General features: G+C 65.7%; 23 protein-coding genes. 7 read left to right on the forward strand and 16 right to left on the reverse strand.

Translation table 11 applies throughout. The features are described 5' to 3' along the window. Positions 1-14: 14 nt before the first annotated feature. The 6 genes from mrdA to ABKS89_RS18580 form a co-directional block, all read right to left on the reverse strand. Positions 15-1,907, reverse strand: coding sequence for a penicillin-binding protein 2 (gene mrdA / locus ABKS89_RS18555; protein ID WP_138214577.1), 1,893 nt, complete (start codon positions 1,905-1,907; stop codon positions 15-17). A gap of 716 nt (positions 1,908-2,623) precedes the next feature. Beyond that, entirely contained in the window at positions 2,624-3,022 is a 399-nt protein-coding gene (locus ABKS89_RS18560; RefSeq protein ID WP_138214578.1) for a heme-binding protein, read from the reverse strand. 51 nt (positions 3,023-3,073) lie between these two features. Further along, entirely contained in the window at positions 3,074-3,973 is a 900-nt protein-coding gene (locus tag ABKS89_RS18565; RefSeq protein WP_348586519.1) for a DMT family transporter, read from the reverse strand. A gap of 51 nt (positions 3,974-4,024) precedes the next feature. Beyond that, entirely contained in the window at positions 4,025-5,293 is a 1,269-nt protein-coding gene (locus tag ABKS89_RS18570) for an NAD(P)/FAD-dependent oxidoreductase (RefSeq protein WP_348586520.1), read from the reverse strand. After that, the gene (locus ABKS89_RS18575) at positions 5,290-6,396 is read right to left on the reverse strand and encodes a polyamine ABC transporter substrate-binding protein (RefSeq protein WP_348586521.1); all 1,107 of its coding nucleotides are present in this window, start codon (positions 6,394-6,396) and stop codon (positions 5,290-5,292) included. Before ABKS89_RS18575 ends, ABKS89_RS18570 begins: the two co-directional genes overlap by 4 nt. An 83-nt stretch (positions 6,397-6,479) precedes the next feature. Continuing rightward, positions 6,480-7,778, reverse strand: a complete 1,299-nt coding sequence (locus ABKS89_RS18580; RefSeq protein WP_348586523.1) for an NAD(P)/FAD-dependent oxidoreductase — start codon at positions 7,776-7,778, stop codon at positions 6,480-6,482. Between the two features lie 158 nt (positions 7,779-7,936). Between ABKS89_RS18580 and ABKS89_RS18585 the strand changes: the two genes are divergently transcribed. Beyond that, positions 7,937-8,845, forward strand: a complete 909-nt coding sequence (locus ABKS89_RS18585) for a LysR substrate-binding domain-containing protein (protein ID WP_348586524.1) — start codon at positions 7,937-7,939, stop codon at positions 8,843-8,845. A 92-nt stretch (positions 8,846-8,937) separates the two neighbouring features. Here ABKS89_RS18585 and ABKS89_RS18590 read toward each other — a convergent pair whose 3' ends face one another. The 4 genes from ABKS89_RS18590 to ABKS89_RS18605 form a co-directional block, all read right to left on the reverse strand. After that, positions 8,938-9,369 (reverse strand): hypothetical protein, encoded by a 432-nt coding sequence (locus tag ABKS89_RS18590; protein WP_348586526.1) that lies wholly within the window; start codon positions 9,367-9,369, stop codon positions 8,938-8,940. 34 nt (positions 9,370-9,403) lie between these two features. Beyond that, complete coding sequence (locus tag ABKS89_RS18595) at positions 9,404-10,138, reverse strand: nitroreductase family protein (RefSeq protein WP_348586527.1); 735 nt, start codon at positions 10,136-10,138, stop codon at positions 9,404-9,406. Continuing rightward, positions 10,135-11,049 carry an alpha/beta hydrolase family protein gene (locus ABKS89_RS18600; RefSeq protein ID WP_348586529.1) on the reverse strand — a complete coding sequence of 305 codons (915 nt, stop codon included), beginning with the start codon at positions 11,047-11,049 and terminating at the stop codon, positions 10,135-10,137. Before ABKS89_RS18600 ends, ABKS89_RS18595 begins: the two co-directional genes overlap by 4 nt. A gap of 63 nt (positions 11,050-11,112) precedes the next feature. Continuing rightward, positions 11,113-11,910 (reverse strand): crotonase/enoyl-CoA hydratase family protein, encoded by a 798-nt coding sequence (locus ABKS89_RS18605; protein WP_348586531.1) that lies wholly within the window; start codon positions 11,908-11,910, stop codon positions 11,113-11,115. 164 nt (positions 11,911-12,074) lie between these two features. Here ABKS89_RS18605 and ABKS89_RS18610 point away from each other — a divergent pair, with 164 nt between their 5' ends. Then, positions 12,075-12,641 (forward strand): TetR/AcrR family transcriptional regulator, encoded by a 567-nt coding sequence (locus tag ABKS89_RS18610; protein ID WP_348586533.1) that lies wholly within the window; start codon positions 12,075-12,077, stop codon positions 12,639-12,641. Between the two features lie 64 nt (positions 12,642-12,705). Here ABKS89_RS18610 and ABKS89_RS18615 read toward each other — a convergent pair whose 3' ends face one another. After that, positions 12,706-13,878, reverse strand: coding sequence for a PDDEXK-like family protein (locus ABKS89_RS18615; protein ID WP_348586534.1), 1,173 nt, complete (start codon positions 13,876-13,878; stop codon positions 12,706-12,708). A gap of 49 nt (positions 13,879-13,927) precedes the next feature. On the opposite strand from ABKS89_RS18615, the gene ABKS89_RS18620 reads away from it, so the two are divergent. From ABKS89_RS18620 to ABKS89_RS18635, 4 genes are all read left to right on the forward strand, one after another. Then, a complete protein-coding gene (locus tag ABKS89_RS18620) occupies positions 13,928-14,251 on the forward strand; it encodes a DUF3237 family protein (RefSeq protein WP_348586536.1) in 324 nt (107 codons plus the stop codon). 271 nt (positions 14,252-14,522) lie between these two features. Next, positions 14,523-15,035 (forward strand): RNA polymerase sigma factor, encoded by a 513-nt coding sequence (locus ABKS89_RS18625; RefSeq protein WP_348586538.1) that lies wholly within the window; start codon positions 14,523-14,525, stop codon positions 15,033-15,035. Then, positions 15,032-15,946, forward strand: a complete 915-nt coding sequence (locus tag ABKS89_RS18630) for a FecR family protein (protein WP_348586540.1) — start codon at positions 15,032-15,034, stop codon at positions 15,944-15,946. The genes ABKS89_RS18625 and ABKS89_RS18630 overlap by 4 nt, the downstream gene beginning before the upstream one ends. 75 nt (positions 15,947-16,021) lie before the next feature. Continuing rightward, on the forward strand, positions 16,022-18,415 hold the full coding sequence (locus ABKS89_RS18635) for a TonB-dependent siderophore receptor (protein ID WP_348586541.1): 2,394 nt from the start codon (positions 16,022-16,024) through the stop codon (positions 18,413-18,415). Here the strand turns inward: ABKS89_RS18635 and ABKS89_RS18640 are convergent. The 3 genes from ABKS89_RS18640 to ABKS89_RS18650 form a co-directional block, all read right to left on the reverse strand. Continuing rightward, positions 18,409-19,542 carry a M14 family metallopeptidase gene (locus ABKS89_RS18640; RefSeq protein ID WP_348586543.1) on the reverse strand — a complete coding sequence of 378 codons (1,134 nt, stop codon included), beginning with the start codon at positions 19,540-19,542 and terminating at the stop codon, positions 18,409-18,411. The genes ABKS89_RS18635 and ABKS89_RS18640 overlap by 7 nt on opposite strands. Before the next feature lie 98 nt (positions 19,543-19,640). Beyond that, positions 19,641-20,534, reverse strand: a complete 894-nt coding sequence (locus ABKS89_RS18645) for a LysR family transcriptional regulator (RefSeq protein ID WP_138214599.1) — start codon at positions 20,532-20,534, stop codon at positions 19,641-19,643. Between the two features lie 99 nt (positions 20,535-20,633). Continuing rightward, positions 20,634-22,013 (reverse strand): APC family permease, encoded by a 1,380-nt coding sequence (locus tag ABKS89_RS18650; RefSeq protein WP_348586545.1) that lies wholly within the window; start codon positions 22,011-22,013, stop codon positions 20,634-20,636. Positions 22,014-22,733: 720 nt separating this feature from the next. Here ABKS89_RS18650 and ABKS89_RS18655 point away from each other — a divergent pair. Next, the gene (locus ABKS89_RS18655; RefSeq protein WP_348586547.1) at positions 22,734-23,711 is read left to right on the forward strand and encodes an alpha/beta fold hydrolase; all 978 of its coding nucleotides are present in this window, start codon (positions 22,734-22,736) and stop codon (positions 23,709-23,711) included. A 51-nt stretch (positions 23,712-23,762) separates the two neighbouring features. On the opposite strand, the gene ABKS89_RS18660 is transcribed toward ABKS89_RS18655, so the two are convergent. After that, entirely contained in the window at positions 23,763-24,512 is a 750-nt protein-coding gene (locus ABKS89_RS18660) for an SDR family NAD(P)-dependent oxidoreductase (RefSeq protein ID WP_138214602.1), read from the reverse strand. Then, complete coding sequence (locus tag ABKS89_RS18665; RefSeq protein WP_348586549.1) at positions 24,512-24,934, reverse strand: MerR family transcriptional regulator; 423 nt, start codon at positions 24,932-24,934, stop codon at positions 24,512-24,514. The genes ABKS89_RS18660 and ABKS89_RS18665 overlap by 1 nt, the downstream gene beginning before the upstream one ends. Positions 24,935-24,986: the final 52 nt, after the last annotated feature.

Raw genomic sequence — 24,986 nt, forward strand, 5'->3', positions numbered from 1 at the left:
GGGTGCGGCGGACCTCAGGCGTGCTTGCCCGAAGCCGTCTCGGCCGGCACGGCGTACTGCGGCTTGAGCTTGCCGTCCGCATCGAGCAGCCAGGCATCCATGATCTCGCGCACCACAGGACCTGCCACGCGGCCGCCGGCCTCGCCGTTCTCGATGGTCACCGAGACCACGATGGAAGGCTCGGCCGCCGGGGCGAAGCCGACGAACAGCGCGTTGTCGCGGTGGCGCTCCTTGGTCTTCAGGCGGTTGTAGCGCTCGCCCTGGCGGATCGCGACGATCTGCGCGGTGCCACTCTTGCCAGCAATGCGGTACTGCGCACCCTGCCCCGCGGCCCGCGCGCCGCCGCCCGGGTCGTGCATCACCAGCTGCATGCCGTAGTTCACCGCCTCCCAGTCGTGGGGATTGCTCAGGTGGATGTCGGGCATGGGGTTGGCATCGACGACGTCTTCGCCGCCCACCGATTCGGCCAGCCGCGGCCGGTGCCAGGCGCCCTTGCTGGCGATCAGCGAGGTCGCTTCGGCAAGCTGCAGCGGCGTCACCTGCATGTAGCCCTGGCCGATGCCGAGGATTACTGTCTCGCCGGGGAACCAGGCCTGGCGTCGGGTTGCGCGTTTCCATTCACGGGACGGCATCAGGCCTGGAGACTCCTCGGCCATGTCGATGGACACCTTACTACCCAGCCCGAAGCGCGTCAGGTAATCGTGCATGCGATCGATGCCGAGCTTGTGCGCGACGTCGTAGAAGTAGGTGTCGTTGGAGCGTTTGATGGCCGTGCTCAGGTCCACCCAGCCGTCGCCGCTGTGGTTCCAGTTGCGGTACTTGTGGTCGTAGTTGGGCAGCTGGAAGTAGCCCGGATCGAACACCCGCGTGGCCGGTGTGATGGTGCCGGTATCCAGCCCGGCGATGGCCACCACCGGCTTGATGGTCGAGCCCGGCGAATACAGCCCGCGCAGCGCCCGGTTGAACAGCGGCCGGTCGATGGAGTCGCGCAGCTGCGCGTACTGCGCCGAGCTGATGCCGTTGACGAACAGGTTCGGGTCGAAGCTCGGGTTGCTGACCATCGCCAGCACCTGGCCGGTGTTCGGGTCCAGCGCCACCACCGAGCCGCGGCGATCGCCCAGGGCCTTTTCGGCGGCCACCTGCAGGTCCACGTCCAGGCCCAGCACGATGTTCTCGCCGGCTACCGGCGGCACCTTCTTCAGCACGCGCATGACGCGGCCCTGGGCATTGGTCTCGACTTCCTCGTAGCCGACGTGGCCGTGCAGCTGCGGCTCGTAGAAGTGCTCGATGCCGGTCTTGCCGACGTACTCGGTGCCGCGGTACTCGGTGCTGTCGAGCCGCGCCGCCTCGCGCTCGTTGATGCGCCCAACGAAGCCGACCGAATGGGCGAAGTGCTCGCCGTAGGGATAGTGGCGAACGAACTCGGCATCCACGTCGATGCCCGGCAGCTTGTAGCGATTGACCTCGATGAGGGCGATCTGCTCCTCGCTCAGGTCATGCAGGATGGCGACCGGTTCGAAGGGATGGCGGCTCTTCTTCAGCGCCTTGTCGCACTGCAGGCGCTGCTCGGGGCTCAGGTGGAGGATATCGGTCACCTGGTCCAGCACCGCCTGGGAATTGCCGGCGCGCTCGCGGGTCAGGGTGAGGTTGAAGCTGGGCAGGTTCTCGGCGAGTACCTTGCCGTTGCGGTCGAAGATCAGCCCACGCTCCGGGGGAATCGGCAGGACGTGGATGCGGTTGTTCTCGGAGACGGTGGCGTTGGTCGCGTAGTCGGTGACCTGGAGGAAGTACAGCCTCGCCACCAGGGTCACGCTCATCAGCGCCACGAGCGCGCCGCAAGCGATCAGGCGGCGGTTGACCAGCGTCGCCTCCTGCTGGTGGTCCTTGAGTTTGATCGGATCGTGCATCGGGATTCCAGAAGGTCCCCATCGACCTGGCGGAAAGCGTTTCGCCCCTGCCGTGCAGGGGGGCTTTCCGATCGATGCGGCCTGTTTGCAGCAGAGTGGGAACGAAAGGAAGCGGGCATCGCCAGACGCGGGGTCATCACGCGTCAGCTGGCATACCGGCGCGGCATGTTACCAGACTGGCAGGCCGGATTCTGACCGGTAGTCGAAGCGTTGCCCCCTAGCTTTGCATCGCCCTGGACACCATCGCGAATGAAGTCCGCTCCTACGAAAAGCCCATATCTCTGGCTTTGACCTTTTAGAAGGCTTCCAGCGAAATATCCGCACACGCCGAACGCCCCGTTCAGGAGGCCTCGTTGAAGCGGAGTTTCAGGGGTTGAGCGACATGGATGTCGCGAGAGCGGCGATGGGCCAGGGATGGCCCTTCGACGCGTGCCCCTGAAACTTCGCTTCAACGAGGGTATTTTTCGCCTAAGCGAAAAACCGGATGTCCGGGGCAAGACTTTTTGGTTCCTTTTGGGAGGGCGGCTATCCGACGCTTGCCAAAAGGGACTCGCCCGAGGGGGCGAAACACGAAGTCCGCGCGCACGCCGAAGCGACGCAGATATACCCAAGCTAACGCAGCAATACAGGACCAACATCGGGGCGGAGGGAGGCGCCGGCCCTGCCGGCGGTTCGCGGGCATGGCCCGCTCCTACAGGGGAAATCCAGGGTGTACCTCAGAGCCCGGCGATCCCCGCCCTGGCAACCTGCGCGTCCTGTTCCGCGCGGACGCCGGAAACACCGACCGCGCCCACCACCTGCCCGCCCACCAGGATCGGCACGCCACCTTCGAGGGAAGTCAGCAGCGGCGCGCTGAGGAAGGCCGTGCGGCCGCCGTTGACCATGTTCTCGTACTCGCGGGTTTCGCGTCGGCCAATGGCCGCGCTACGCGCCTTCTCGGTGGCGATGTAGGCACTGGCCTGGGCGCAGCCGTCCAGGCGCACCAGCGCCAGCGGGTGGCCGCCGTCGTCGGCCACGGCGATGCACACCGCCCAGCCCTGGCGCCGGGCTTCGTCAGTGGCGGCGGCGACGATGCGGGTGACGTCGGTCTGCTCGAGTACGGCTTTGTGTTGCATGCAATCTCTCTCGTGAAACGGCGCTTAGCACCGGGTGGGAAGCGGGGAAAGTCAGACCACCGAGCCTTCCGGCGGCTGCTCCAGCACGGCCACGACCACGGCGCTGCCGACGATCAGCACGATGCCGACCAGCGACAGCAGGCTGAGCACCTCGCCCCAGATCACGTAGCCGAACAGGCTCGCCCAGATGATGCTGGTGTAGGTATACGGCGCCAGCGTGGCGGCATGGGCGCGGCGCACGGCGATGGTGAACAGCAGCTGGCCGAGGGTCGCGAGCAGGCCGAGGGCGAGCATGAAGCCCAGGTCCGGCAGGCTCGGCGTGCTCCAGGAAAACGGCAGCGTGGCGCCGGTGACCAGGGTGCCGACCACGGTGAAATACAGCACCGTGGTGGTGGAATCGTCGGTCTCGCGGATGCGGCGGATCTGGATCATCGACAGCGCGCCGAAGAAGGCGCTGGCCACCAGCAGGCCCGGCCCCACCAGGCTGGCTTCGGCGTTGTCCGGCTTGACCACCATCAGCACGCCGATGAAACCCAGCACCGCCGCCAGGGCATTGCGCGGCAGCAGGCGTTCGCCCAGCAGCAGCGGCGCCAGCACGATCACCAGCAGCGCCTCGGAATAGGCGATGGAAATGGCCTCGCTCAGCGCCACGTAGGGCAGCCCGGCGAAGAACAGCGCCGAAGAACCCAGTAACGTCACCGCACGGATGCTCTGCCCGCGCACGTCCAGTTGCCGCCAGCGCTCCGCCAGCGGCCGGCCGCGCAGACAGAGGAGAAACGCCGGCAGCACACCGAAGACCATACGGAAGAAGGTCACCTCGTTGGCCGGGTACTTCAGCGCCACCACCTTGGCCAGCGCATCGACCACGGCGAAACAGAACATCGACAACAGCATCAGACCCACGCTGCGCATGGCATGGCTGCGGGGGGCGACGAGGGTCAGCTGGGGCATGTCGTGATCTCCTGTTGTTCGAGGTGAATGTCCGCGGTGAATGCCAGTGCTTCAGCGAGAGCCGAAGCGGCTGGCGAGGAAGGGCGTCACCGGTACGCTGGTGACGACATCGCTGGCCTGCTCGGCGAGCAAGTGGCCAGTGATCGCGCCGAGGGTCAGGCCGATGTGGCCGTGGCCGAAGTTGTAGAAGACCTGCGGCAGCCGCCGGGACGGGCCGAGCACCGGCATGCTGTCCGGCACCGAGGAACGGAAGCCCATCCACTGCGACACCGGCTCGTGCTGCAGGCGCAGGAAGCGCCGCGCGCCACGGGTCAGGTAGCGGTAGCGCGCCAGGCTCGGCAGCGCCTCCAGCCCGGCGAATTCCACCGTGCCGGCCACGCGCAGGCCCTGCGCCATGGGCGTCATGTAGAAGCCGCCGGCGCCCCAGCACACGGGGCGGTTGAGCACCTGCCCGGCGTGACCGAAGAGCACGTGGTAACCACGCTCGGTATCCTGCGGCACGGCATCGCCCAACTGGTCGACCAGCGTGCGCGACCAGGCCCCGGTGCACAGCGCCACGCGGTCGGCCGCCAGCCGCTCGCCGCTCGTCAGTTGCGCCTGCACCGCGTCCCTGCCCTGCCCGGCCGGTTCCAGGCCCAGCAGCTCGCCACGGCGGAACTCGCCGCCCATGGCAAGGAAGCGCTCGAACAGACGCAGGCTCAGCGCATACGGATCGAGCGTGCGGCTCACGCCGGGCAGCTCAACCGCGCAACTTGCACGGGCGTTGAGCGCCGGCTCCAGCTCGCGCAACTCGGGTCCCTCGACCAGGCGGATCGGCACCTCGAAGCGCCGGTGGTAATCCACCATGGCCTGCGCATCGCCGCGCTCGTGGGCTTCGAAGATGTACAGCGAGCCGTCGTGGCGGATCAGGTCGTTGGCGCCGGCTTCGTCGAACAGCCCCTGCCACGCGCCCATGCAGGGGCGCAGCAGGGTGTTGAGGTCATGGCCGATGGCTTCCACCCGATCACGCCGCGAGGCCGCCAGGAACTGCAGCAGCCAGGGCGCGATGCGCGGCAGGTAGGCCGGGCGGATCGCCAGCGGGCTGTCCGGACGCAGCAGCATGCCCGGCGCCTTGCGCCAGATGCCGGGCGTGGCCACCGGCTCCACCGAATAGGTGGCGAAGGTGCAGGCATTGCCGAACGAGGTGGCCAGGCCCGGCGGATTGCGGTCCAGCAGGGTCACGCGCCAATCGCGGCGTTGCAGTTGCAGCGCGGTGGCCAGGCCGACCACGCCGGCGCCGACCACCAGGGCGTGGCGGCGCAGGTCGTTGGGCTGGGTCATTTGCCGCTCATCACGCGGGTCCACAGGCGGGTGCTCATGCGCATGCCGGAGGGCGACAGGGTCTTGATCGGGAACAGGGTGTTGAGCACTTCCTGCGGCGGGTAGACGGCCGGGTTGCTGCGCAGCTCCGCGTCGACGTACTGGGTCGCGGCGGCGTTGCCGTTGGGGTACTGCACGGCATTACTGATGTTGGCGATCACTTCCGGCTGCAGCAGGTAGTTCATGTAGGCGTAGGCGTTGTCCAGGTGCGGCGCGCCCTTGGGAATGGTCACGGTGTCCACGGCGATGGTGCTGCCTTCACGCGGCAGGCTGTAGCCGATCTTCACGTTGTTGCCGGCCTGCTTGGCGGTGGTCATGGCCTGCAGCACGTCGCCGCTGAAGCCGATGGCGACGCAGATGTTGCCATTGGCCAGGTCGCTGACGTACTTGGACTGGTGGAAATAGCGGATCGACGGGCGCACCGCTTGCAGTGCGGCTTCGGCCGCCTTGAAGTCGTCCGGGTTCTGGCTCGCCGGGTCGCGGCCGAGCACCTTGAGGGTGATGGGCACCATCTGGGTGGCGTTGTCGATCACCGCGATGCCGCACTGGGCGAGCTTCTCGGCATTCTTCGGATCGAACAGCAGCTGCCAGCTGTGGGTGACGTCGGTGTTGCCGAAGATGGCCTTGATCTTGTCCTCGTTGTAGCCGATGCCGACGGTCACCCAGAGGTAGGGAATGGCATAGCGGTTACCCGGATCGTTGGCCTCGAGGATCTTCATCAGCTTGGGATCGAGGTTCTTCCAGTTGGGCAGCTTGCTCTTGTCCAGTTCCTGAATGGCGCCGGCCTTGATCAGGCGCGGCAGGAAGTGGTTGGACGGGCTGGCCAGGTCGTAGCCGCTGGCTCCCGTCATCAGCTTGGCTTCGGTGGTCTCGTTGCTGTCGACGAGGTCGTAGGTGGTCTGGATACCGGTCTGTTTGGTGAAGTTCGCCAGGGTGTCTTCGGCGATGTAGCCGCTCCAGTTGGCGATGGTGACGGTCTGCGCCGCCTGGGTGGTGCCGGCCGCTGCTGCGAGTGCGAGGCCTGCCAGGGTGAAGCTGGCCAGAGTCTTGGAACGATTGATCATGCTGCCCTCGGATTTTTTGTTCTTGGAGATGTTTTTCTTGGCGGATTGTCGTGATGGATCGTTTTGCTTGGGTAAACGGTTTGTCAGGCCTCGGCGCGTGCGCGGCGCACTTCCCAGGCCATGCGCAACGAGGCGCCGATATCGAAGAACGGGCTGGGCGGCAGGTAGCCGGGGCTGGCCTGCGCCAGCACGTCGGCCAGCACGGGGGAGCTGTCGCCCGCGGCCATCTCCACCAGCAGGCGGCCCCACAGGGTGCCGCGCGCCACGCCCGAGCCGTTGCAGCCGGCCACCGCGTGCAGGCCCTGGTCGACGCGGGCGAAGTACGGCTCGCCGGAGCGGGTGCCGCTGAGGTGGCCGGTCCAGGTGTAGGCAATGTCGGCTTCGACGATGCCAGGGAAACGCTTCTGCAAACCGCTCAGATGACGGCGACGGCGCTCGGCCAGCGCGTTGTTGTCGAGGTCGCGATGGCGGTATTCGACGGTGTTGCGGATCAGCAGGCGGCGCCCCGGCAGCAGGCGCACGGTGCCGCCGCCGGGTAATGGCGCAAGCACGCCCCATTGGTTTTTGCCGAACAGCGACTGCCAGCGCGGCTCGTCCAGCGGGCGGGTGATACTGGCGCTCAGCTCCAGCGGGAAGGCGCCGCTGTCGTGCAGACCGGCGCGGGCAATGAAGGCGCCGAGGCAGACCAGCACCTGCGGCGCCTGGACTTCGCCCTGCTCGGTACGCGCCACCCAGCCCTGGCCACTGCGGCGCAGGTCGGTCACGTCGCTCTGCTCGAAGACTTCCACCGAAGCCGGCAGGTTCTCCGCCAGGCCCTTCACATAGCGCCCCGGTTGCAGCAGCGCGTTACCACCGGAGCAATGAATGGCCCGCGCGTAGAAGCCACTGCCGAGCCGCTGCTCCAGCGCCGCGCCTTCGTAGTAGCGAGCGTTGGCACCGACCGAGGCCAGCGTGGCGAGGATGCCGTCGACATCGCCCAGGTGCTCGGGCCGGTGCGCGGCGAAGTGATAGCCGTCTTCGAAAAGCTCACAGTCGATGCCCAGCCCGGCGATGCGCTGGCGGACTTCCTGCGCCGCTGCGATGCCAATACGCGAGGCGACCTGGTACGCGGCGTGGCCGGGTTGCCCCAGGCGTTCGCTGGCCGCGGGCAGTTCATGGGCCACGACGAACCCGGAATTGCGCGCCGAGGCGCCCTGGGCGATGCGCTGGCGCTCCAGCAACACCACGCGCTGCTGCGGGAACCGCGCCGCCAGTGCATGGGCAGCGGACAACCCGGTGATGCCGCCACCGATGATCAGCCAGTCCGCCCGCTGGGTGCCGCTGAGCGTCGGCCGCGCGGGCAACTCGCCCGCCAGGGCGATCCAGCCACAGTGATTGTTCATTGCCCGGCACTCCTTCACAATCCATGCGCCGGGCGTATCCAAGCGATTTCCCCGATGGCGCGTCATGCCCAGAATCTACGGGCAGTTGCGCTGAGCGTACCAACGCTCATTTTTCATCCTGGTATTCCCATCTCGCATAGATCGCGCACGGAAGGGTCATGGACAAACTGCTTCGCGTTCCCTCCCTGCAGGCACTGCAGGCCCTGGTGCAGGTCGCCGACTCCGGCAGCTTCACGGCCGCCGCGAAACAGCTGCACCTGACCCAGAGCGCCATCAGCCGGCAGGTGCAACAGCTGGAGGATTACTACCGCGTGCCGCTGTTCGATCGCACCAGCCGCAAGGTGGCGCTGACCGACGCCGGTCGCGAAGTTCACGCAGTGGCCGAAGGCATGCTCCAGCAACTGCTGCGCCTGGAGGAGCGCCTCGCCCCGGCCTCGTCGGAGCGGCCCTTCCGCATCCGCATCTTCGTTTCGCTGGCGGTGCGCTGGCTGCTGCCGCGCCTGAGCTCCTTCTACTCGCGGCATCCGGAGCTGTGCCTGTCCATCGAGACGGTGGGCGGCGAAGTGGTGGATGACGGCGGCGACTGCGACGCCTACGTGCTCTACCTGCCCAGCGGCAGCGACCCGCAGGGCCGCACGCTGATGCCGCTGTACGACGAATACCTGATCCCGGTCTGCGCCCCGCGCCTGGACGACGGCCAGGAGCCGCCGCGCTCGCTGGAGGAATTGGCGCGCCACCCGCTGATCCACGCCTCCAGCGGCGGCCTGGAATGGCCGCAGTGGCTGCGCGCCCAGGCCGCGCCGCCGCCGACGCCGTTCAAACACATGCTGTTCAACCTCGACGACCTCGCGCTGGACGCTGCCACCCGCGGACTGGGCGTGGCCATGACCGACCGCCTGCTGGCCCACGACGCCCTGCAGCGCGGCGACCTCATCGTGCCCTTTGGCGAAGCCCTGAGAACCGGCGGCCGCTATGCCCTCTGGCTGCGCGACAGCGGCGCCGCGCACCCGGCTTGCCAGCCGGTGCTCGACTGGTTCGAGGAGCAGCGCAGTCAACTGGAAGATTGATGCACCCTCGGCGTGTGCGGGTGCAAAAAAAGGCCGCCCGAAGGCGGCCCAAAAGCGCTGTCGAACCCAGCGCGGAACAGGCAGCACTCCCGTCAGCGAGTGACCACCAGGTAGGTGCCGAGCAATAACGCGAGCAGGCCGGCGGGAATCGCCAGCAGGGAAATGACATCGATCTGCCGGGAGAACCGGATTACCGCCGGCAGGTCCCCCGCCCCAGCGGCCGTGCGCCGCAGCAGCACCGGGATGACGCAGAGCACATTGCCAAGCACAGCAACCATCCCCGCCACGACCTTGACCGCGTACACCCCGGAGAAGCGCTCAGCGTCCAGCAACAGCAACCCACTGAGCAATACGGTCACGAAGGCCGGCGTCTCGAACAGCAGATCGATCCGCCCGTGCAGATTCGCCACTGCAAAGCCCTGTCCGCGACTCTGGCTGCGGCTGCGTTCCAGCAGAAACTCCACGACCACCACGCCCAACCAGAAGGCCACGGCAAACAGGTGAAGCTGCAGGAGCAAGGTCATGATCCCAACCACGCCGATAAAAATCCGCTCCGATTCAGTGCCACGTGACGTGCCCCTCCAGTGGAAAGCGCAACCTCGGGTTGTAGACGGCGTGCTCCCCTTTCTTGCCAACCGCCAGCAGCAGAATGGGAATCGCGTGCGGGGGAATCGGCAGGACCTCGCGCAGACGCATGTCGTCGAAACCCTCCATGGGACAGGTCGAATAGCCATGGCTCTGGAAAGCCAGCATCAGGTTCTGCGCCGCCAGCGCGGTGGACTTGACGGCCCACAAGCGCATCTCCTCATGGCTGTTCGGGGAGCGCATCACCGGGTGCTTCAGGCCGGTCATGCGCAGCAACAGACGTTTGAAAAATCCCCGCAGACCAAAAGCCCCCTGGTTGTACTGGAACGGCGCGATGGTCTCGTAGAAGTGGCGGATGCGTTCCGGGACCAATGGCTCGGGCCAGTGCTCGATCACATCGGCACAGGCCTGTCTCCAGGTATCGGGGCGCGCCAGGACGGCAATCAGCAGAGGCGCCTTCGCCGCCCCCTGGCGCAGGCAGACCGGATGCAACTCCTGTAGCAGCGCAGGATCGCGCACCACCTGGAACGACCAGGGCTGGAGATTGCACGAACTGGGCGCAAGCATCGCCGTCTGCAGGCAATCGAGGATCACCCCGTCAGGCACGAGCTCGGCAGTGAAACGTCGGATCGCCCGACGGCTTTCCACCAGAGCCCGGAACTCCGCCGCGCAGGACATGGGGAGCACCGGTACCGGCCGGGAACTCATGGCAACGCTCCGCATCGGGCCTGTGCCACTGCGGGCTGGGCGGCCAGCCAATGCAGCACTTCGCCCCACAGCGATTGCGCCCCCGCGCGGAAGTACCCCATGTGCCCGATCACCGGAAGTTCGGCCGTGGGCGCGATGTCACGCCGCAGGATCGGCGCATTGCGGTAGGCCTTCACGAAGGCGTTGCGCGAGAGCGGTGGCGCCCAGGGATCGTCGACCGCCGTGGCGAAAACACAGGGCGTGCGGACCTGCGCGTACTGCTCGGCCAGGTGCTGCATGTCCGGTGCGTCGAAGTAGTAGTGTGGGTAGGCGCACCAGCGCTTCCAGTCCTGGTACACGCCCAGGGGCAGATCGTCGCCCATGCCAAGCACGCTCCAGGCCATGTAGCCCTTCCAGCGGACGATGGCGGGCAGCACGAAGCGCCACAGCAGCCGCACCTTCAGCGCCTCTGTCCGGCTCATCCAGCCGGCCCAGCCGGCGCCGCTGCCGAATGTGTAGGCCGCCACCAGCTTCCGGTGATTGGGCAGCAAGCCGATGGCGTGCCCGCCAAAGGAATGCCCGACCCAGTAGATCGGCAGGCCATCCTCGTCCAGCAGATCGACCGCCGCTGCCAGATCGAGGTAGGCCCAGTCGAGATAGGACATGTCAAAACCCTTGAGCGACCCCGGCTTCGACTCCCCGATACCACGATAATCCAGCGTCAGGACGTTGAAGCCCTGACCGGCGGCGAATTCGGCGAAGCGACGGTAGAAGCGTTGCGACACCCCCGTCGCGCCGGCTACGAGCAGGCTGCCCCTGGCCTGGCCCGCGGCCTTGTATCGATACGCCGCGAGCCTGAAGCCATCCCTCGCCAGCAGGCTGGCCGGGGACACTTCGATGGCGCACTCCGAGTGTTCCATTACTGCATTCATGCCAAGCAATCCAAAGGTGATCAGGGGCACCCCGAAAAGCGGAAGGCCCCCTGCGGGTGAAGCTCAGCGTCCCTGGAACTGCGGCTCGCGCTTCTGCATCATGGCCATCACACCCTCGCGAACGTCATCCGTGCGGATGAGGGTGAACAGCAGTTCGTTGAGCTGGGAGAGCGCGGCATCATCACCTTCGTCACGGGCCTGGAATGCCGAGCGCAAGGTGGCCTTGATCGCCAGCGGCGCCGCCTTGGCGATGCGCTCCGCATACTCCAGGGCCCGCGGCAGCTCCTGGCCTGGCTCCACAACTTCGTTCACCAGGCGCATGCGCAGCGCATCCTCGGCAGAGAACTCTTCACCGGTCAGCATGTAGCGCATGGCATCCGCCCACCCGGCTGCCTGGGTGAAGCGCACGGTGGAACCGCCGGACGGCGGAATACCGCGCAATACTTCCAGATGAGCAAAGCGCGCATTGCTGGCGATCACCGCGATGTCGGCGTTGAGGATCAGCTCGATGCCGGCGGTCCAGCAGGTGCCCTGCACCGCCAGCACCATCGGCTTGGTGCGACGCGGCCGGGAAACGCCCCAGGGATCGATACCTGGATCGGAATACTTGAAACCGCCGGAGACCAGTTTCGGGGTGAGTTCCAGGAGATCGAGCCCGGCGGTGAAATTCTCGCCGTGGGCAAAGATCACAGCGCAGCGCAGCTCGTCGTTGCGTTCGTACTCGCCGATAGCCAGTGCAAGGTCCTCCAGCATCGCGCTGTCGAAGGCATTGCGCTTGCCTGCCCGGTCCAGGCCGATGAGAAAGATCGCCCCTCTCTGCTCGCGGGTTACGCGCCCCGCCCCACTGTTCGCTTCGCTCATTTACTGACCTTTCGGTGATGAATGGAATGGGTCTCCGTCGGCCGACAATTACTTACCAACCGTTCGGTAAGCTCAAACTAAACAAACATTCGGTAACCGTCAAATTGAGACGCTATCGCTTATGCCATACAATCAGCACACCGAATCATGAGCAGGAAAGACCCGTGCGCCCGCCGAAGATCAGTCGAGATGAGCTGCTGCAACGATGCGCCAGTACCTTCAAGCGCTACGGCTACAACGGGACGACCATGGACATGCTGTCCAGTGCCTGCGGGCTGACCAAGGCCTCGTTCTACCACCACTACCCGAACAAGGAATCGCTGTTGCGGGATGTGCTTGAGACCACCCATGAGAAGCTCAAGGAATCCCTGTTCGCCGTCGCCTACGACGACAGCAAGGCCCCCGCCGAGCGACTGTCGACGCTGGGGCGCAAGGCGCAGAAACTGTTCCAGGATGACACTATCGGCTGCCTGATGGGCGTGGTCGCGGTCGACGCCAGCTACAGCAACGCCGACCTCATGCAGCCGATCCGCGCCTTCATGGATGACTGGGCGCTCGCCTTCACCCACATATTCAGCCCCGCCTATGGCAGGGAGGCTGCCCGTACCCTGGGCAGACAGCTGGTGGCCGACTACGAAGGCGCCATCCTGCTGGCGCGGATCTACCAGGATCCAGGGATGATCGAGGCCGTTACTGCGCGAACGCTTGAGGCGCTCGAAGCCAGGGGCTGATGCGGCGCAATCCTGGAGGCCCCAGTGCCACCTTGCGCAAGGCTCGCTCCGGAACCCTGAATGCTCAGTGCGTCGTAGTCTTCAGGGCCGCATTGATTTCGTCGATGCAGTCTCGAACCATGGTCAGTGCCATGTTGATGTCGGTTTCATCGAGTTCATTGCCCTTGGGCCGCACGCACCGCTGCTCGCGGCCGACGAAGCCCGCGGAAGCGAAGTAGTGGTCGTCCCAGTCCGGTACGGGCCGGGGAGACTCGAAGTACCCGGGCATGACTGCCCGCAGGCGCACGGTGTCCGCCCCGCGCACATAGGGAAACACGGCGAACCAGGTGTGCTTGTAGACCTTGACCCGGAGCCCTTCCGGCCAGTGGACCAGGCGAACATCGAGGTCGAAATTCAGCAGGTTCTTCCTATCGGGCAGCGAGCTGGCGCTCATCTCGACCAACCCAACCCAGGCGGAAAACATACCGTCGTCCCTGATCCTCGACTGGATTGTCTCGAAGGCCTGTTCGACCTTTAGCCGGATGCAGTATTCGTAGGATTCGACGAGGTGCCTGTAAGCCTCCTCGTGCTGTTTGAACAAAGCCCAGCAGAGGTCATCGAGCTCGCGGTTGCCTGACATGTATTTCTCCACATGAGCGATGAACTGTTCGATGAACTGGGCGGCCTGCACGGTCGCCGAAGACTTACTCTGTCTCAGCTGTCGGGCAACACAGCCGTAGGGCATGCAGTAAACCGGAACACTGGAGCTCGGATCGGCGGTATCTGGCTGTTTGCCCAAGGGCGTCAGGTAGACCAGCGCCCGCTCATAGCCCGGATAGCGATCGCAAAGCGTCCGCTGGTAACGCTTGATCTGCTCCGGCTGCTCTGCCGCCCAGATCTTGTTCTCGACGGCGATGACCAGCTTGCGAAGAGGGAACTCGATGAGCAGATCGATATGTTCCAGCTCGCGGGAAATCTTCGCCTTGGCACCGGCGGCCGAGTCAAGAACGTCACGGGCCAAGGGTGTGCCCATACAGCGCAGTTCACCCAGCGAACTGACAAAGGCATCGAGAAATACACTGCCCAGGCCATGAGGCTCGCCCTCGCTCATCAAGGCAGCGAGGATGTTCGAATGGATCAGTTCCTTGCTCCGTACATCCATGACCTTGAACAGGTCGAATGCGTTGGAGTAGGCATCGAGAGCGGCAAATGCGGAGGAATGCCTGAGGTCGTCGAGAAGTGCCGAGAGGGTGGTCAAGATAGACTTCCTTGTTTCGAGTCCTTGAGATCGTGCCATTGCGTCCTGCGTGGGCTCAGCGCATTCGAGAACGAGCAGGCAGGCTGCCGATTTATACCGGAAAGCCGTACTTTGCGGTACGCGCCCAAGCAAGGCCGGCATCATCGACAGCGGCGGCATCTGGCGCCTCAACGAATCGGGGCTGGCGAAGAAGGCCAAGGGCCTGGAGTTGCGCGACATGAAGGAAAGCGACTTCTACTGCCGCACCTCGCCCAGGTTCAGGACCCAGCCCGGCGCCCACGCCTGGCTCAACGACTACGTGTTCGTCGGCACCATCGACGGCGTCAGCGAACATGAAGTGCTGATCAGCGTTTACAAGGTCGGCGGCGCCTGATGCCGCCTGGGCGCAGGCGTTCCCCAGCTCCTTTGGCTTGCGCCCGTTTTCCATCAGGAAGTGCGGCTGGCGATCGTCCAGCCAGCGACGATGACGTCGCTACGCCGAGTCCTGCGCAAACAGGAGGAACGCTATAGCTCGCCCGGAAAGCCATCCAGCGGACGTTCGGCGCGCAACCATCAAATGCTAATCAGTTGCATTTACACAGCAGGAACGAATCAGTAGACTCGCCGCCTGACACTGGAAGCGACGGTTCGCGAAGGCCTGCAGCATGGAATGGAACGGAATCAATCTGCGCTGGGCCTATACCGACCTCCTGCTGGGCCTGAGCCGCAAGACCCAATGCATGCAGCTCGCCTATGACGTGCTGCACGACGCCTTCATCCGTTTCGTCCTTGCCAGCCAACGCACCGCCATCGACCAGCCCAATGCCTATCTGCGGCGAGTCGCACATTCCGTCCTGATCGATCACTACCGTGACGCCTCACGCTTCTACCCCCTGCCGGAAGGGGACCTCGAGCCCTGGATGGATACCCGTGAGGATGCCGAGTTCGCGCCTTCCGCCGAACACCTGGCCGATCTGCAACAGCGTCTGGTAGCCATCCAGCGCATTCTCGAGTGCCTGCCGGCGCGCTGCCGGGAAGTCTTCTGGCTGGTGCGGATCGAAGGTCACCGCCAGGTGGAAGTCGCCCGCATGCTGGGCATCAATATTTCCATGGTGGAGCGCCACCTCGTTCGTGCCTTGCTGAATCTGCGCGATGCCCGCGAGCAACTGGCGTCATGAACAGCAGCCGACACCAGGCTGCGCGCTGGTTCACCCGCCTGCTGGACCTGCCCGGCGATCATCCCGAGCGCCAGGCCTTCGCCCGCTGGCTTGCCGCCGACCCGCAGAACGCCCGTGAGTACCAGGCCTTCAGCGAGCTCTGGGGCAACTTCTCGAGCACCCCGCAAACCCAGGCGCTGGCCGGCGCCATGGAGAACCTGAGCCGCCGGCGCTTCGTGCGCAACGGTGCAATGGGCGGCTTGCTGCTGGCCGTCGCCGCCGGTTGGCTGGTGTCGATGCGCAGCCGCCAGGGCGAACAGATGCTGATGACCTCCATCGGCGAGCGACGCCACATCACGCTGGAGGATGGCAGCGACGTCTTCCTCGACGCCGACACCCGGCTACATGTCCTGTTCAGCGAATCGACCCGCCAGGTTTTCCTGCTGCGAGGCCGCGCGATATTCAGCGTGCAGCACGCCCCCTCGCGCCCCTTCGTGGTCGATGCCGGCGCCGCCCAGGTACGCGTACTCGGCACGCGATTCGTCGTCGAGCGGCTGGAGCCGCAGGTGCGTGTCAGCGTCGCCGAGGGACGGGTCGAGTTCTCCAGTGCCGGCCAGCGCATGGTGCTCGAGCGTGACCAGGTGGGTGAGCTCGATGCCGGGGGAAAACTGCATCCCCTGCAGCGTTCGGCCATCAGTGCCTTCAGCTTCGCCAAAGGCAATCTGCAGTTCGAGCGGGCCAACCTGGGCGAGATCGCCACCACTCTGTCGCGCTACCGGGAAACGCCGGTGAAGGCATTGCAGCCGGCCACGCAATCGATCACCGCGGTGGTCCAGTTGGCTGATGTGGAGAGCTTCCTCGCCTTGCTGCCCGAGCTGGCCGATGTCCGCATCGAGCAGAGTGGCGGCGCCACGCTGCTGCTGCCTCGCTGATTTTCATTCAGACCAGGTGGGGGTTTCTTCGCGCAGCTCCGTCATTGGTTATCCCAGTCCCTGACGAGCTTTTCCATGAAGCCCATTTCCCTCAAGTCCCTGGCGGTCTCCAGCGCCCTGGCAATCTCCCTCAATGCGTTCGCCGCGCCAGTGGCGCTGGACCTCCCCCGGCAACCCCTGGCGGCGTCGCTCAAGCAACTGGCGAACCTCGCCGGCGTGACCCTGGCGATGGATGACCAGTTGGTGGCGGAGCGCACCGCCCCCGCCCTGAAGGGCAACTACGAATTCAGCAGCGCGCTGGACGAGCTGCTCGCCGGCTCGGGCCTGGGCATCCGTCAGCAGGGCGGCGCATGGCTGATCGTCCGCCGCGGTTCCTCCGACGTACTGGACCTCTCCTCCACCACCGTCAGCGGTCGCGGTCTGGGCTCAACCACCGAAGGCACGCACTCCTACGCCACCCGCGCCATCACCATCGGCAAGGGCGAGCAGTCGCTGCTGGAAACCCCGCAGTCGGTCACCGTCATCACGCGCCAGCGCATGGATGACCAGAACATGAACAACCTGCAGGACGCGATGCGCCAGGTCACCGGCGCCACGGTGAAGACCTACAACACCGGCTCCAGCCTCAACGACGTGTACATGCGCGGCTTCCTGGTCGATCAGGTGCAGGTCGACGGGGTGTCGCAGATCACCGGCCAGGGCGACATGGCGACCAGCTTCGACCTGGCCATGTACGACCGCGTCGAAGTGCTGCGTGGTCCGGGTGGCCTGTACGCCGGGTCCGGCGAGCCGGCCGGCACCATCAACCTGGTGCGCAAGCGCGCGCTGGGAACGTTCGGCCTGAGCGGGGAAATGGCCGCCGGCTCCTGGGACCGCTACCGCAGCATGGTCGACGTCACCGGTCCTCTGAACGACGAAGGCACGATCCGAGGTCGCTCGGTCATGGCCTATGAGCGCAACAAATCCTTCGTCGACTACGTGCAGAACGAACGCCCGATGTTCTACGGGCGCCTGGAAATGGACCTGGACCCAAGCACGACCCTGTCGCTGGGCGGTGCCTACCAGAAGAACAATTCCACTCCGGCCTTCGGCTTGCCTGCCTATGCCGACGGCACCCTGCTCGACGTGCCGCGCTCCACCTACGTCGATGCGAAGTGGAACCGCATGAAGGAAGAGACCTGGGAGGCCTTCTCCGAGCTCGACCACACCCTCGACAACGGTGGCCAGTGGAAGACCTCACTGACCTATCGCGACGCACGCCTGCCCCAGCGCGAATTCAGCTGGACCACCTGGGTGGTCAATCCCGATACCCAGACCGCCGACGCGGCACGTTATTCGTACTACGAGCGGATCAAGACGCTGGGCCTGGACAGCTTCGTCACCACGCCCTTCAGCCTGGCCGGCCGCACCCACGAACTCACCCTCGGCGGCGAGTACCAGCACCTGGACAAGGCCTTCACCTATGGCTCGGTGGACCTGGACAACGATGGCTATGCCGACGAGGTACCGATCGGCATCGACGGCGCCAACGACCTGCCGCGCCTGGACATGCCGCACACCAACTTCAACTACACCAAGAGCCGCCAATACGGCCTCTACGGCCGCACCAAGCTCAGCGTGACCGACGAGCTGGACGTGATCCTCGGCTCCCGCGTGACCTGGTACGATGCCGATGCGAAGAACGCCAACACCTTCTTCAACAACTTCGGTTCGCCCTCGACCCAGACCAACGCCAAGGTCATTCCCTACGGCGCGCTGATCTACAAGCTCACCCCGAGCCTGGCCGCCTACGCCAGCTACACCAGCGTGTTCAAGCCGCAGAGCGAGACGGACGCCAGCGGCGAGAAGATGATCGCGCCACACAAGGGCAAGCAGTACGAAGTCGGCCTGAAACAGGCGCTGATGGACGGCCGCCTGAATGCCTCGGTCGCCCTGTTCCGCATCTACGACGAGAACCGCGCCCAGTGGTCCGGCAGCCCGGTGAACGCCTACGAGGCGCAGGGCAAGGTGCGCAGCCAGGGCTGGGAAGCCGAGCTGACCGGCAACCTGACCGACAACTGGAGCATCGTCACCGGCTATGCCTTCACCATGACCCGCCTGCTGGACGACGATCCGAACAACGGCCTGAGCTCCGGCGACACCTTCAGCACCATCACGCCGAAGCACAACTTCAACCTGTGGTCGAAGTACGAATTCCTCGACGGCACGCTGAAGGGCTTCCATGTGGCCGGCGGCACCCGCGTGGTCAGCGAGACGCTCTACACCCGCAACAACACCGACTTCGTGCAGCCCGGCTATGCGGTCTCCACCGCCCAGCTCGGTTACCGTTTCAACGAACACCTGAGCTCGACGCTCACCGCCAACAACCTCTTCGACCGCAAGTATTACGAGCGCGTCGACAGTGCCTGGGGTTCGAACTTCTACGGCGAGCCGCGCAACCTGATGCTGACCCTGCGCGGCACCTATTGAGCGCGGGCGTTCCCACCTCCGGGGTGGGAACGCAACGCCGCCGGAATTTCACTGCACAACCCTTCCACCGCGCGCCAGGCCGTGTCCCGCGCGCGCGTCAGCACCGCGCTCTTCCATTCGTCCGTGTCGATATAGAAAGCATCGCGCAGCTGCTGCTTGATCCGCCGCACCTTGGCCGCCGGCGCATCGGGCGTGCGGTGCAGCCACTGGTCCGCACGCAGCGCTTCGAGGACCTGCTGGCCGGGCACGGTGCCGAACTCCAGGCTCATGGAGACCAGCAGCGCCTGCGGGCATTCCTCGAACGCCGCATGCACCAGCTTGCCGCTGAGCTTCACCGAGACGCTGTTGCCCTCCTCCGTCGAGCGCACCTCGTCGCCCCACCAGGCGCGGGCGCGGGTCAGCGCTTCGTGGCGCGGATCCCCCGAGTAGATGTACTCGCCGTAGCCGCTCGGGCCGAGCCCGGTGTGCACGTCGATCCAGGCCATCTCGCGGCATTGCCGGCCATGCTGGCGCAGCACTTCGCGCACGGTGCGATTGCTCCACGTCGGCTGCGAGCCGGAGAAGAACAGCCCATCGGGATGGCTGGCCTGGCCGGAGGAGATGGCCTTCTGCAATTCCCAGCGGCCATGGCGCAACGCATAGCCGAGCAGACGCAGGCGCCCCAGCGGGCTGGGCCAGCGACGCGGCGCGAGGATCGGGTCCAGCTGCGCGTAGCCCGGGTTCTGCGGCGCGGCCTGGGTGAAGTCGCGGAAGTTGCGATTGAGGTCGACGTTCTCCTGGGTCCAGCGGCGCCACCAGGAGAAGCCATAGGGGTTGGCGGCATGCAGGTAGAGCACCGCGCAGTCATTGCGGCGCGCGTGCTCGCGCCAGGCCGTGTCCGCTAGCAGCGCACTCTGCACGCCCGAGCCGCAGAAGCCTTCGACGCCGTGGCAACCGCTGCTGATGATCAGCAGGCGCTTGGCATCCAGCGGTCCTTCACGGGCGACATCCACCGCCAGCGTCTCGCCGTCGCGCCCGATGAGCGGGTGGACGTGGGACTCCACCAGCAGGCCGGCGGCCGCGCAGGCGTCGAGGAACTTGCTGCGCGCCTGGGCGTAGCTCTGGGAGAAATACGACGATGCATTCATGGGAACTCCGGCCGTTTCCTGGGGCAGATGGCGGCCGGCAGGATGCATCAGCGCGAAAGCGCGGAGTAATGATCTCTACACATGAGCATTGAGGCTGGTTATGCCTGCTCCGCGCGGAAAGCGGCGAGCATTTCCTCGGCCAGCAACTGGGCTTCGCGGGTCATCAGCTCCTGCGGCCGGGTGACCAACGAGATGCTCGCTACCGGCGTAGCCTCGGCGATCTGCAAGGGCTCCAGCACCTGGGACACCATCGGCAGGCCGAGCATGCGCTGCGACCAGAAACTCACCGCATCGGTGTTGGCCGCCAGCTCCAGGTAGAGCAGCGACGAGGAACATTCGGTGATGCGCTTGGGTGGCGCCACCTGGCGTTCACGGAAGAACTGCCCGGCCAGGGCCACTTCCAGCGGGTCGGAGAGCAGCCATTCGAGGTCCAGCAGCTCGTGCAGCGATTGCGCCCCCGCCAGCGGATGGCCCTTGCGCACCGCCAGCGCCGAGGGTTGCGGCGCCAGCTCGCACCAGACCTGTCCGTCGGACTGGTCCGCCACCGGCTGGGTGGTCAGCACCAGGTCCAGCCGGCCCTCCTTCAGACCTTCGAACAACTGCAGCGAACGCAGCTCGAAGATCTGCAGCTGCACGTTGGGGTACAGCTCGCGGTAGCGCCGGAAGCAGTTGGCGAAGGCGCGATTGGGCGTCACCGGCGACACGCCGATGGCCACGCGGCCGGCCATCTCGCCCTTCAGGGTATCGATCTCGTCGCGCGCGCGGCGCACTTCCTCGGTGACCAGCCGGGCCATGCTCACCAGCCGCTCGCCATAGGGCGTGACCGTCACCCCACGATTGGAGCGCACCAGCAGCGGCACGCCCAGTTCGCCTTCCAGCTCCTTCACCGCCTTGGACAGCGACGGCTGGGTCACCTCGAGCAGCCGCGAGGCTTCCTGGATGCTGCCGCTCTCGGCGATGGTGCGCAGGGCGCGCAATTGATGCAGTTTCATGGCGAGATCCGGCCAGTTCCTCGAAGTCGCGCCACCTTAACCAGTATCGGGCCCGCATGAAAGAAGCCGGGCGATGCCCGGCTCCCCGAAGGCTGACGATCACTCCGCCATGTTCAGGTCCGGCAGCGGCTGCTGGAACATCCGCGTGGCGCTGGCGAGGCAGATGAAGCCCAGGCCCATCCAGGCGAAACCGATCATGAAGGACATCCCCGACAGGCTCGACCAGAGCCAGATGGTGCTGAGGAAGCCCACCGCCGGCAGCGCGCCGTAGCGCAGGTAGTTGCCCTTTCCGGTGAGGCGCTGGTCGACCAGGTAGTGCTTGATCACGGCCAGGTTCACCGCGGAGAAGGCGAACAGCGCGCCGAAGCTGATCATGTTGGCGACCGTATCCAGGGTGACGAACAGGGCGATCAGCGACAGCAGGCTGATCAGCATGATCGCGGTGGCCGGCACGCGCTTCTTCGTCACCAGCTTGCCGAACACTCGGGGCAGCGCACCGTCCCGGCCCATGGCGAACAGCACGCGGGAAACGCTGGCCTGGGACACCATTGCCGAGGCGAAGCAGCCGGCCACATAGGTAGCGGTGAAGAAGGTCACCAGCCATTCGCCGCCTATGCGGCGCAGCACGTCCAGCGACGCGGAGTCGGCATCGGTGAGCGCCTGCCACTCGGGGAACACCAGCTGGCCGAAGTAGGCCATGACGATGAACAGCACGCCGCCGATCAGGGTCACCAGCATGATCGCCGCCGGAATCTGCCGGCGCGGTTCGGGGGTCTCCTCGGCCATGGTCGACACGGCGTCGAAGCCGAGGAACGACAGGCACAGCACCGCCGCGCCGGACATCACCAGCGGCAGGCTGAAGTGCTCGTCATAGAAGGGTTGGACCAGCGCCACCGGCTGCGCCTGGGCGCCGAGGTGGCTCAGCGACAGCGCGATGAACACCACCACGAAGACCATCTGCGCGACGATCAGCACCCAGTTGACGCGGGTGATGGATTCGATGCCGACGAGGTTGAGCAGGGTCACCAGCACGATGGAGCCGAGGATCCACACCGACAGCGGTACCGAAGGGAAGTAGTCGACCATGTAGATGCCGATCAGCAGGTAGCTCAGCAGCGGCAGGAAGATGTAGTCCAGCAGCAGCGTCCAGCCCGCCAGGAAGCCGAATGCCGCGCCGAAGGTCTTGCGCGTGTAGCTGTACACCGAGCCGGAATACGGGTGCGCCTGCACCATGCGCCCGTAGCTGTAGGCGGTCAGCAGCATGGCCGCCAGGGTGAAGAGGTAGGCTGCCGGCAAATGGCCCTTGCTCATGCGGGTGACCAGGCCGTAGGTGGTGAACACCGCCAGCGGCACCATGTAGGCCAGGCCGAAGAGCACCAGCGCCGGGATGCCCAGCGATTTGCGGAAAGACCGTGCAGACGGTTCGTGGGGTTGATGGGCAGGCAAGGAAGTAGCGGACGTGCTTGTTGTTTTTTTCATGGCTGACTCATGGACTGCGAGCGACGGGCGCTCGTTGGACTGGAACGGCGTGATGCCGGTCGAGGCTTCCTGGGCAGCGGTCGGGCGCCCGGCGATTCAGCCGGAGCGAAGCTTCGGGCAGCCGCTGCGGGAGGAATTCAGCGGAGGTCGTTCGGGGCGGCCTGGCAGGTTTGCGGGGCCGGGCAAACCGGAAGGCGTTGTGCCGAACGCACGCCCTCCCGCGCGGCAGAACCGGAGTCGCCGTTCACTGCGTCGTCGATGAAAGTCTGCGCTGCAAAACACTGCCGCCACTCGTTGAACGCTTGCACCTGGGCACTCCTGCTGGCCGCCTCGAAGGACGTTGTTGTTGGAATGGGGCCGCATGGTGCTTCAGCTGGTCGCCGAGGAAAATTAGTAAAAATATCTTCGAGCCCAATGAAAAAAATGGCCGTGCTGAACGCACCCGACGACCCGGTCAGCTGTCGCGCGAGGTTGCCTCAACCCCTATCGCCACCTCTCGAAACAGCCGCTCGGATCGGCTCCGACACACTCCGGTGCAGTCCCGCGAAACCTAAGTATGCTGGTGCGATACCCATGGACGATGGTGAGCATCCCCGGCCAGCGAATAGGGTTTGTCTACCGGCAATCCGGCTTTCCTGACGACCGCAAAGTCGCTGCGAGCCCGGATCGGACCGGCCCCCCATTCGCCGCGCGAGCGGCACGCTGACGAGAGCTTTCACCATGACCGACGAGACCCAAGGAACCACCCGCCGCGCCCTGATGAGCGCCGGTGTAGCCGCTGCCACCCTGGCAGTGGCCGTCCCCCTGCTGGCGGGCCAGGCGAGCGCTGCCCAGGCCCCGGCCGCAACGGGTGCGCGCCGCAAGGAGCAAGGGTCGGGCTATCTCACCCTGCGCGACGGCACCGAGCTGTTCTACAAGGACTGGGGCAGCGGGCAGCCCATCGTATTCCACCACGGCTGGCCGCTCTCGGGGGATGACTGGGACAACCAGATGCTGTTCTTCCTCGCCAGGGGCTATCGCGTGATTGCCCATGACCGCCGTGGCCACGGTCGCTCCACGCAGACCGACAAAGGCAACGACATGGACACCTACGCCGCCGACCTTGCGGAACTGGCGGCGCACCTGGACCTGAAGAACGCCGTGCACATCGGCCACTCCACCGGCGGTGGCGAGGTCGCCCGCTACGTCGCGCGCCATGGTGCCGGCCGCGTTGCCAAGGCGGTGCTGATCGGCGCGGTGCCGCCAATCATGCTGCAAACCGAGAAGAACCCCGGCGGCCTGCCGCTGAAGGTGTTCGATGGCTTCCGCGAGGCGCTCGCCGCCAGCCGCTCGAACTTCTACCGCGACGTCGCGGCGGGCCCCTTCTACGGCTTCAACCGGTCGGGCGCCAAGGTCTCCGAAGCGGTGATCGACAACTGGTGGCGCCAGGGCATGAACGGCGGCGCCAAGGCCCATTACGACTGTATTGCGGCCTTCTCGGAAACCGACTTCACCGACGACCTGAAGCAGATCGCCGTGCCGACCCTGGTGCTACACGGTGAAGACGACCAGATCGTCCCCATCGACGACTCCGCGCGCCTCTCGATCAAGCTGCTGCGCCACGGCACGTTGAAGACCTATCCCGGCCTGCCCCATGGCATGTGCACGACCCACGCCGAGACCATCAACGCGGACCTGCTGGCCTTCATCAAGGGCTGAAACCGCTGGAAGACAAAGGCCCGGCGCATGACGCGCCGGGCCTTTTTCCGTTCAGAGCTGTGACAGCCCGCCATCGACACACAGGTCAACGCCGGTGATGAAGCTGCTGTCGTCCGAAGCGAGGAACAGCGCAGCGTTCGCCAGCTCTTCCGGGCGACCGATCCGCCCCAGCGGAATCAGCCCCGCCAGTTGCTTTTCGAACGCGCCGAACTGCGCCTCGCCGATGCCCATCTTGCCAATGATCGGGGTCAGCACCGGGCCGGGGCTCAGGCAGTTGACGCGAATGTTGCGGCCCTTGAGTTCCGCCGCCCAGCTGCGGGCGAAGGAACGCACCGCCGCCTTGGTCGCCGCGTAGACCACATGAGCCTCCAGCGCCTTCAGGTGGGCGATGGACGACACCAGCACGATGGCGCCGCCGTCACGCAGCAGCGGCAGCGCTTTCTGGATGGTGTAGAAGACGCCCTTGACGTTGATATCGAACTGTTCATCGAACTGCTGTTCATCGACCTGATCGCCCGCAGCCGGGCGGATGACGCCGGCATTGGCGACCAGCACGTCCAGACGGCCGAAGCGTTCGCCGATCTGCCGGTACATCGCGTCCAGGTCCTCCAGCCGGCTGGCGTCGGCGCAGATGCCCACGGCGTTTTCACCGATGAGCCCGGCCGCCTCCTCCACCACTTGCCGACGGCGTCCGGTGATGACCACCTCGGCACCTTCCAGGGCGAATCGTTGCGCGGTGGCCAGGCCGATACCGCTGTTGCCGCCCGTGACCAGGGCGACCTTGTTGCTTAGCTTTCCCATCATCTCTCCAACGTGGCTGGTGAATCGGCTCGTTCGGGAGGTCGCAAATCGGGAGCGCGCAGCAGACCCTCATGCAGGGGCAGGTAGCGTTCGATCTTTTCCGCCAGGCGTTCGCGGCGCTCGGCCAGCTGGGCCTGGAGTGCATCCAGGGCGATCAGCTTTTCCAGGTGCTGCTGCAGGCAGGCGAGGAAGCCTTCGCTGTCCTCTTCCTCTTCCAGGTACTGCAGCAGGCCGTGGATCTGCCGGGTGCTGAAGCCGCACTCGAGCAGCTCGCGAACCCAGAGCACGCGCTGCACCATGGACGCGGCGTAGTCGCGATAGCCATTGTCCAGCCGCGCCGACTCGATCAGCTGCTTCGACTCGTAATGGCGAAGCGCACGTGTACTGACGCCGGCGCGCAAGGCCAGCTCTCCGATTTGCATGTTGACCTCCGATGGGGAGCACTCTGGGGGCTTGACGCTAGTGTCAAGGTCA

Source organism: Pseudomonas sp. LABIM340 (genome assembly GCF_040017195.2).
In the GTDB taxonomy this organism is placed as follows: domain Bacteria; phylum Pseudomonadota; class Gammaproteobacteria; order Pseudomonadales; family Pseudomonadaceae; genus Pseudomonas.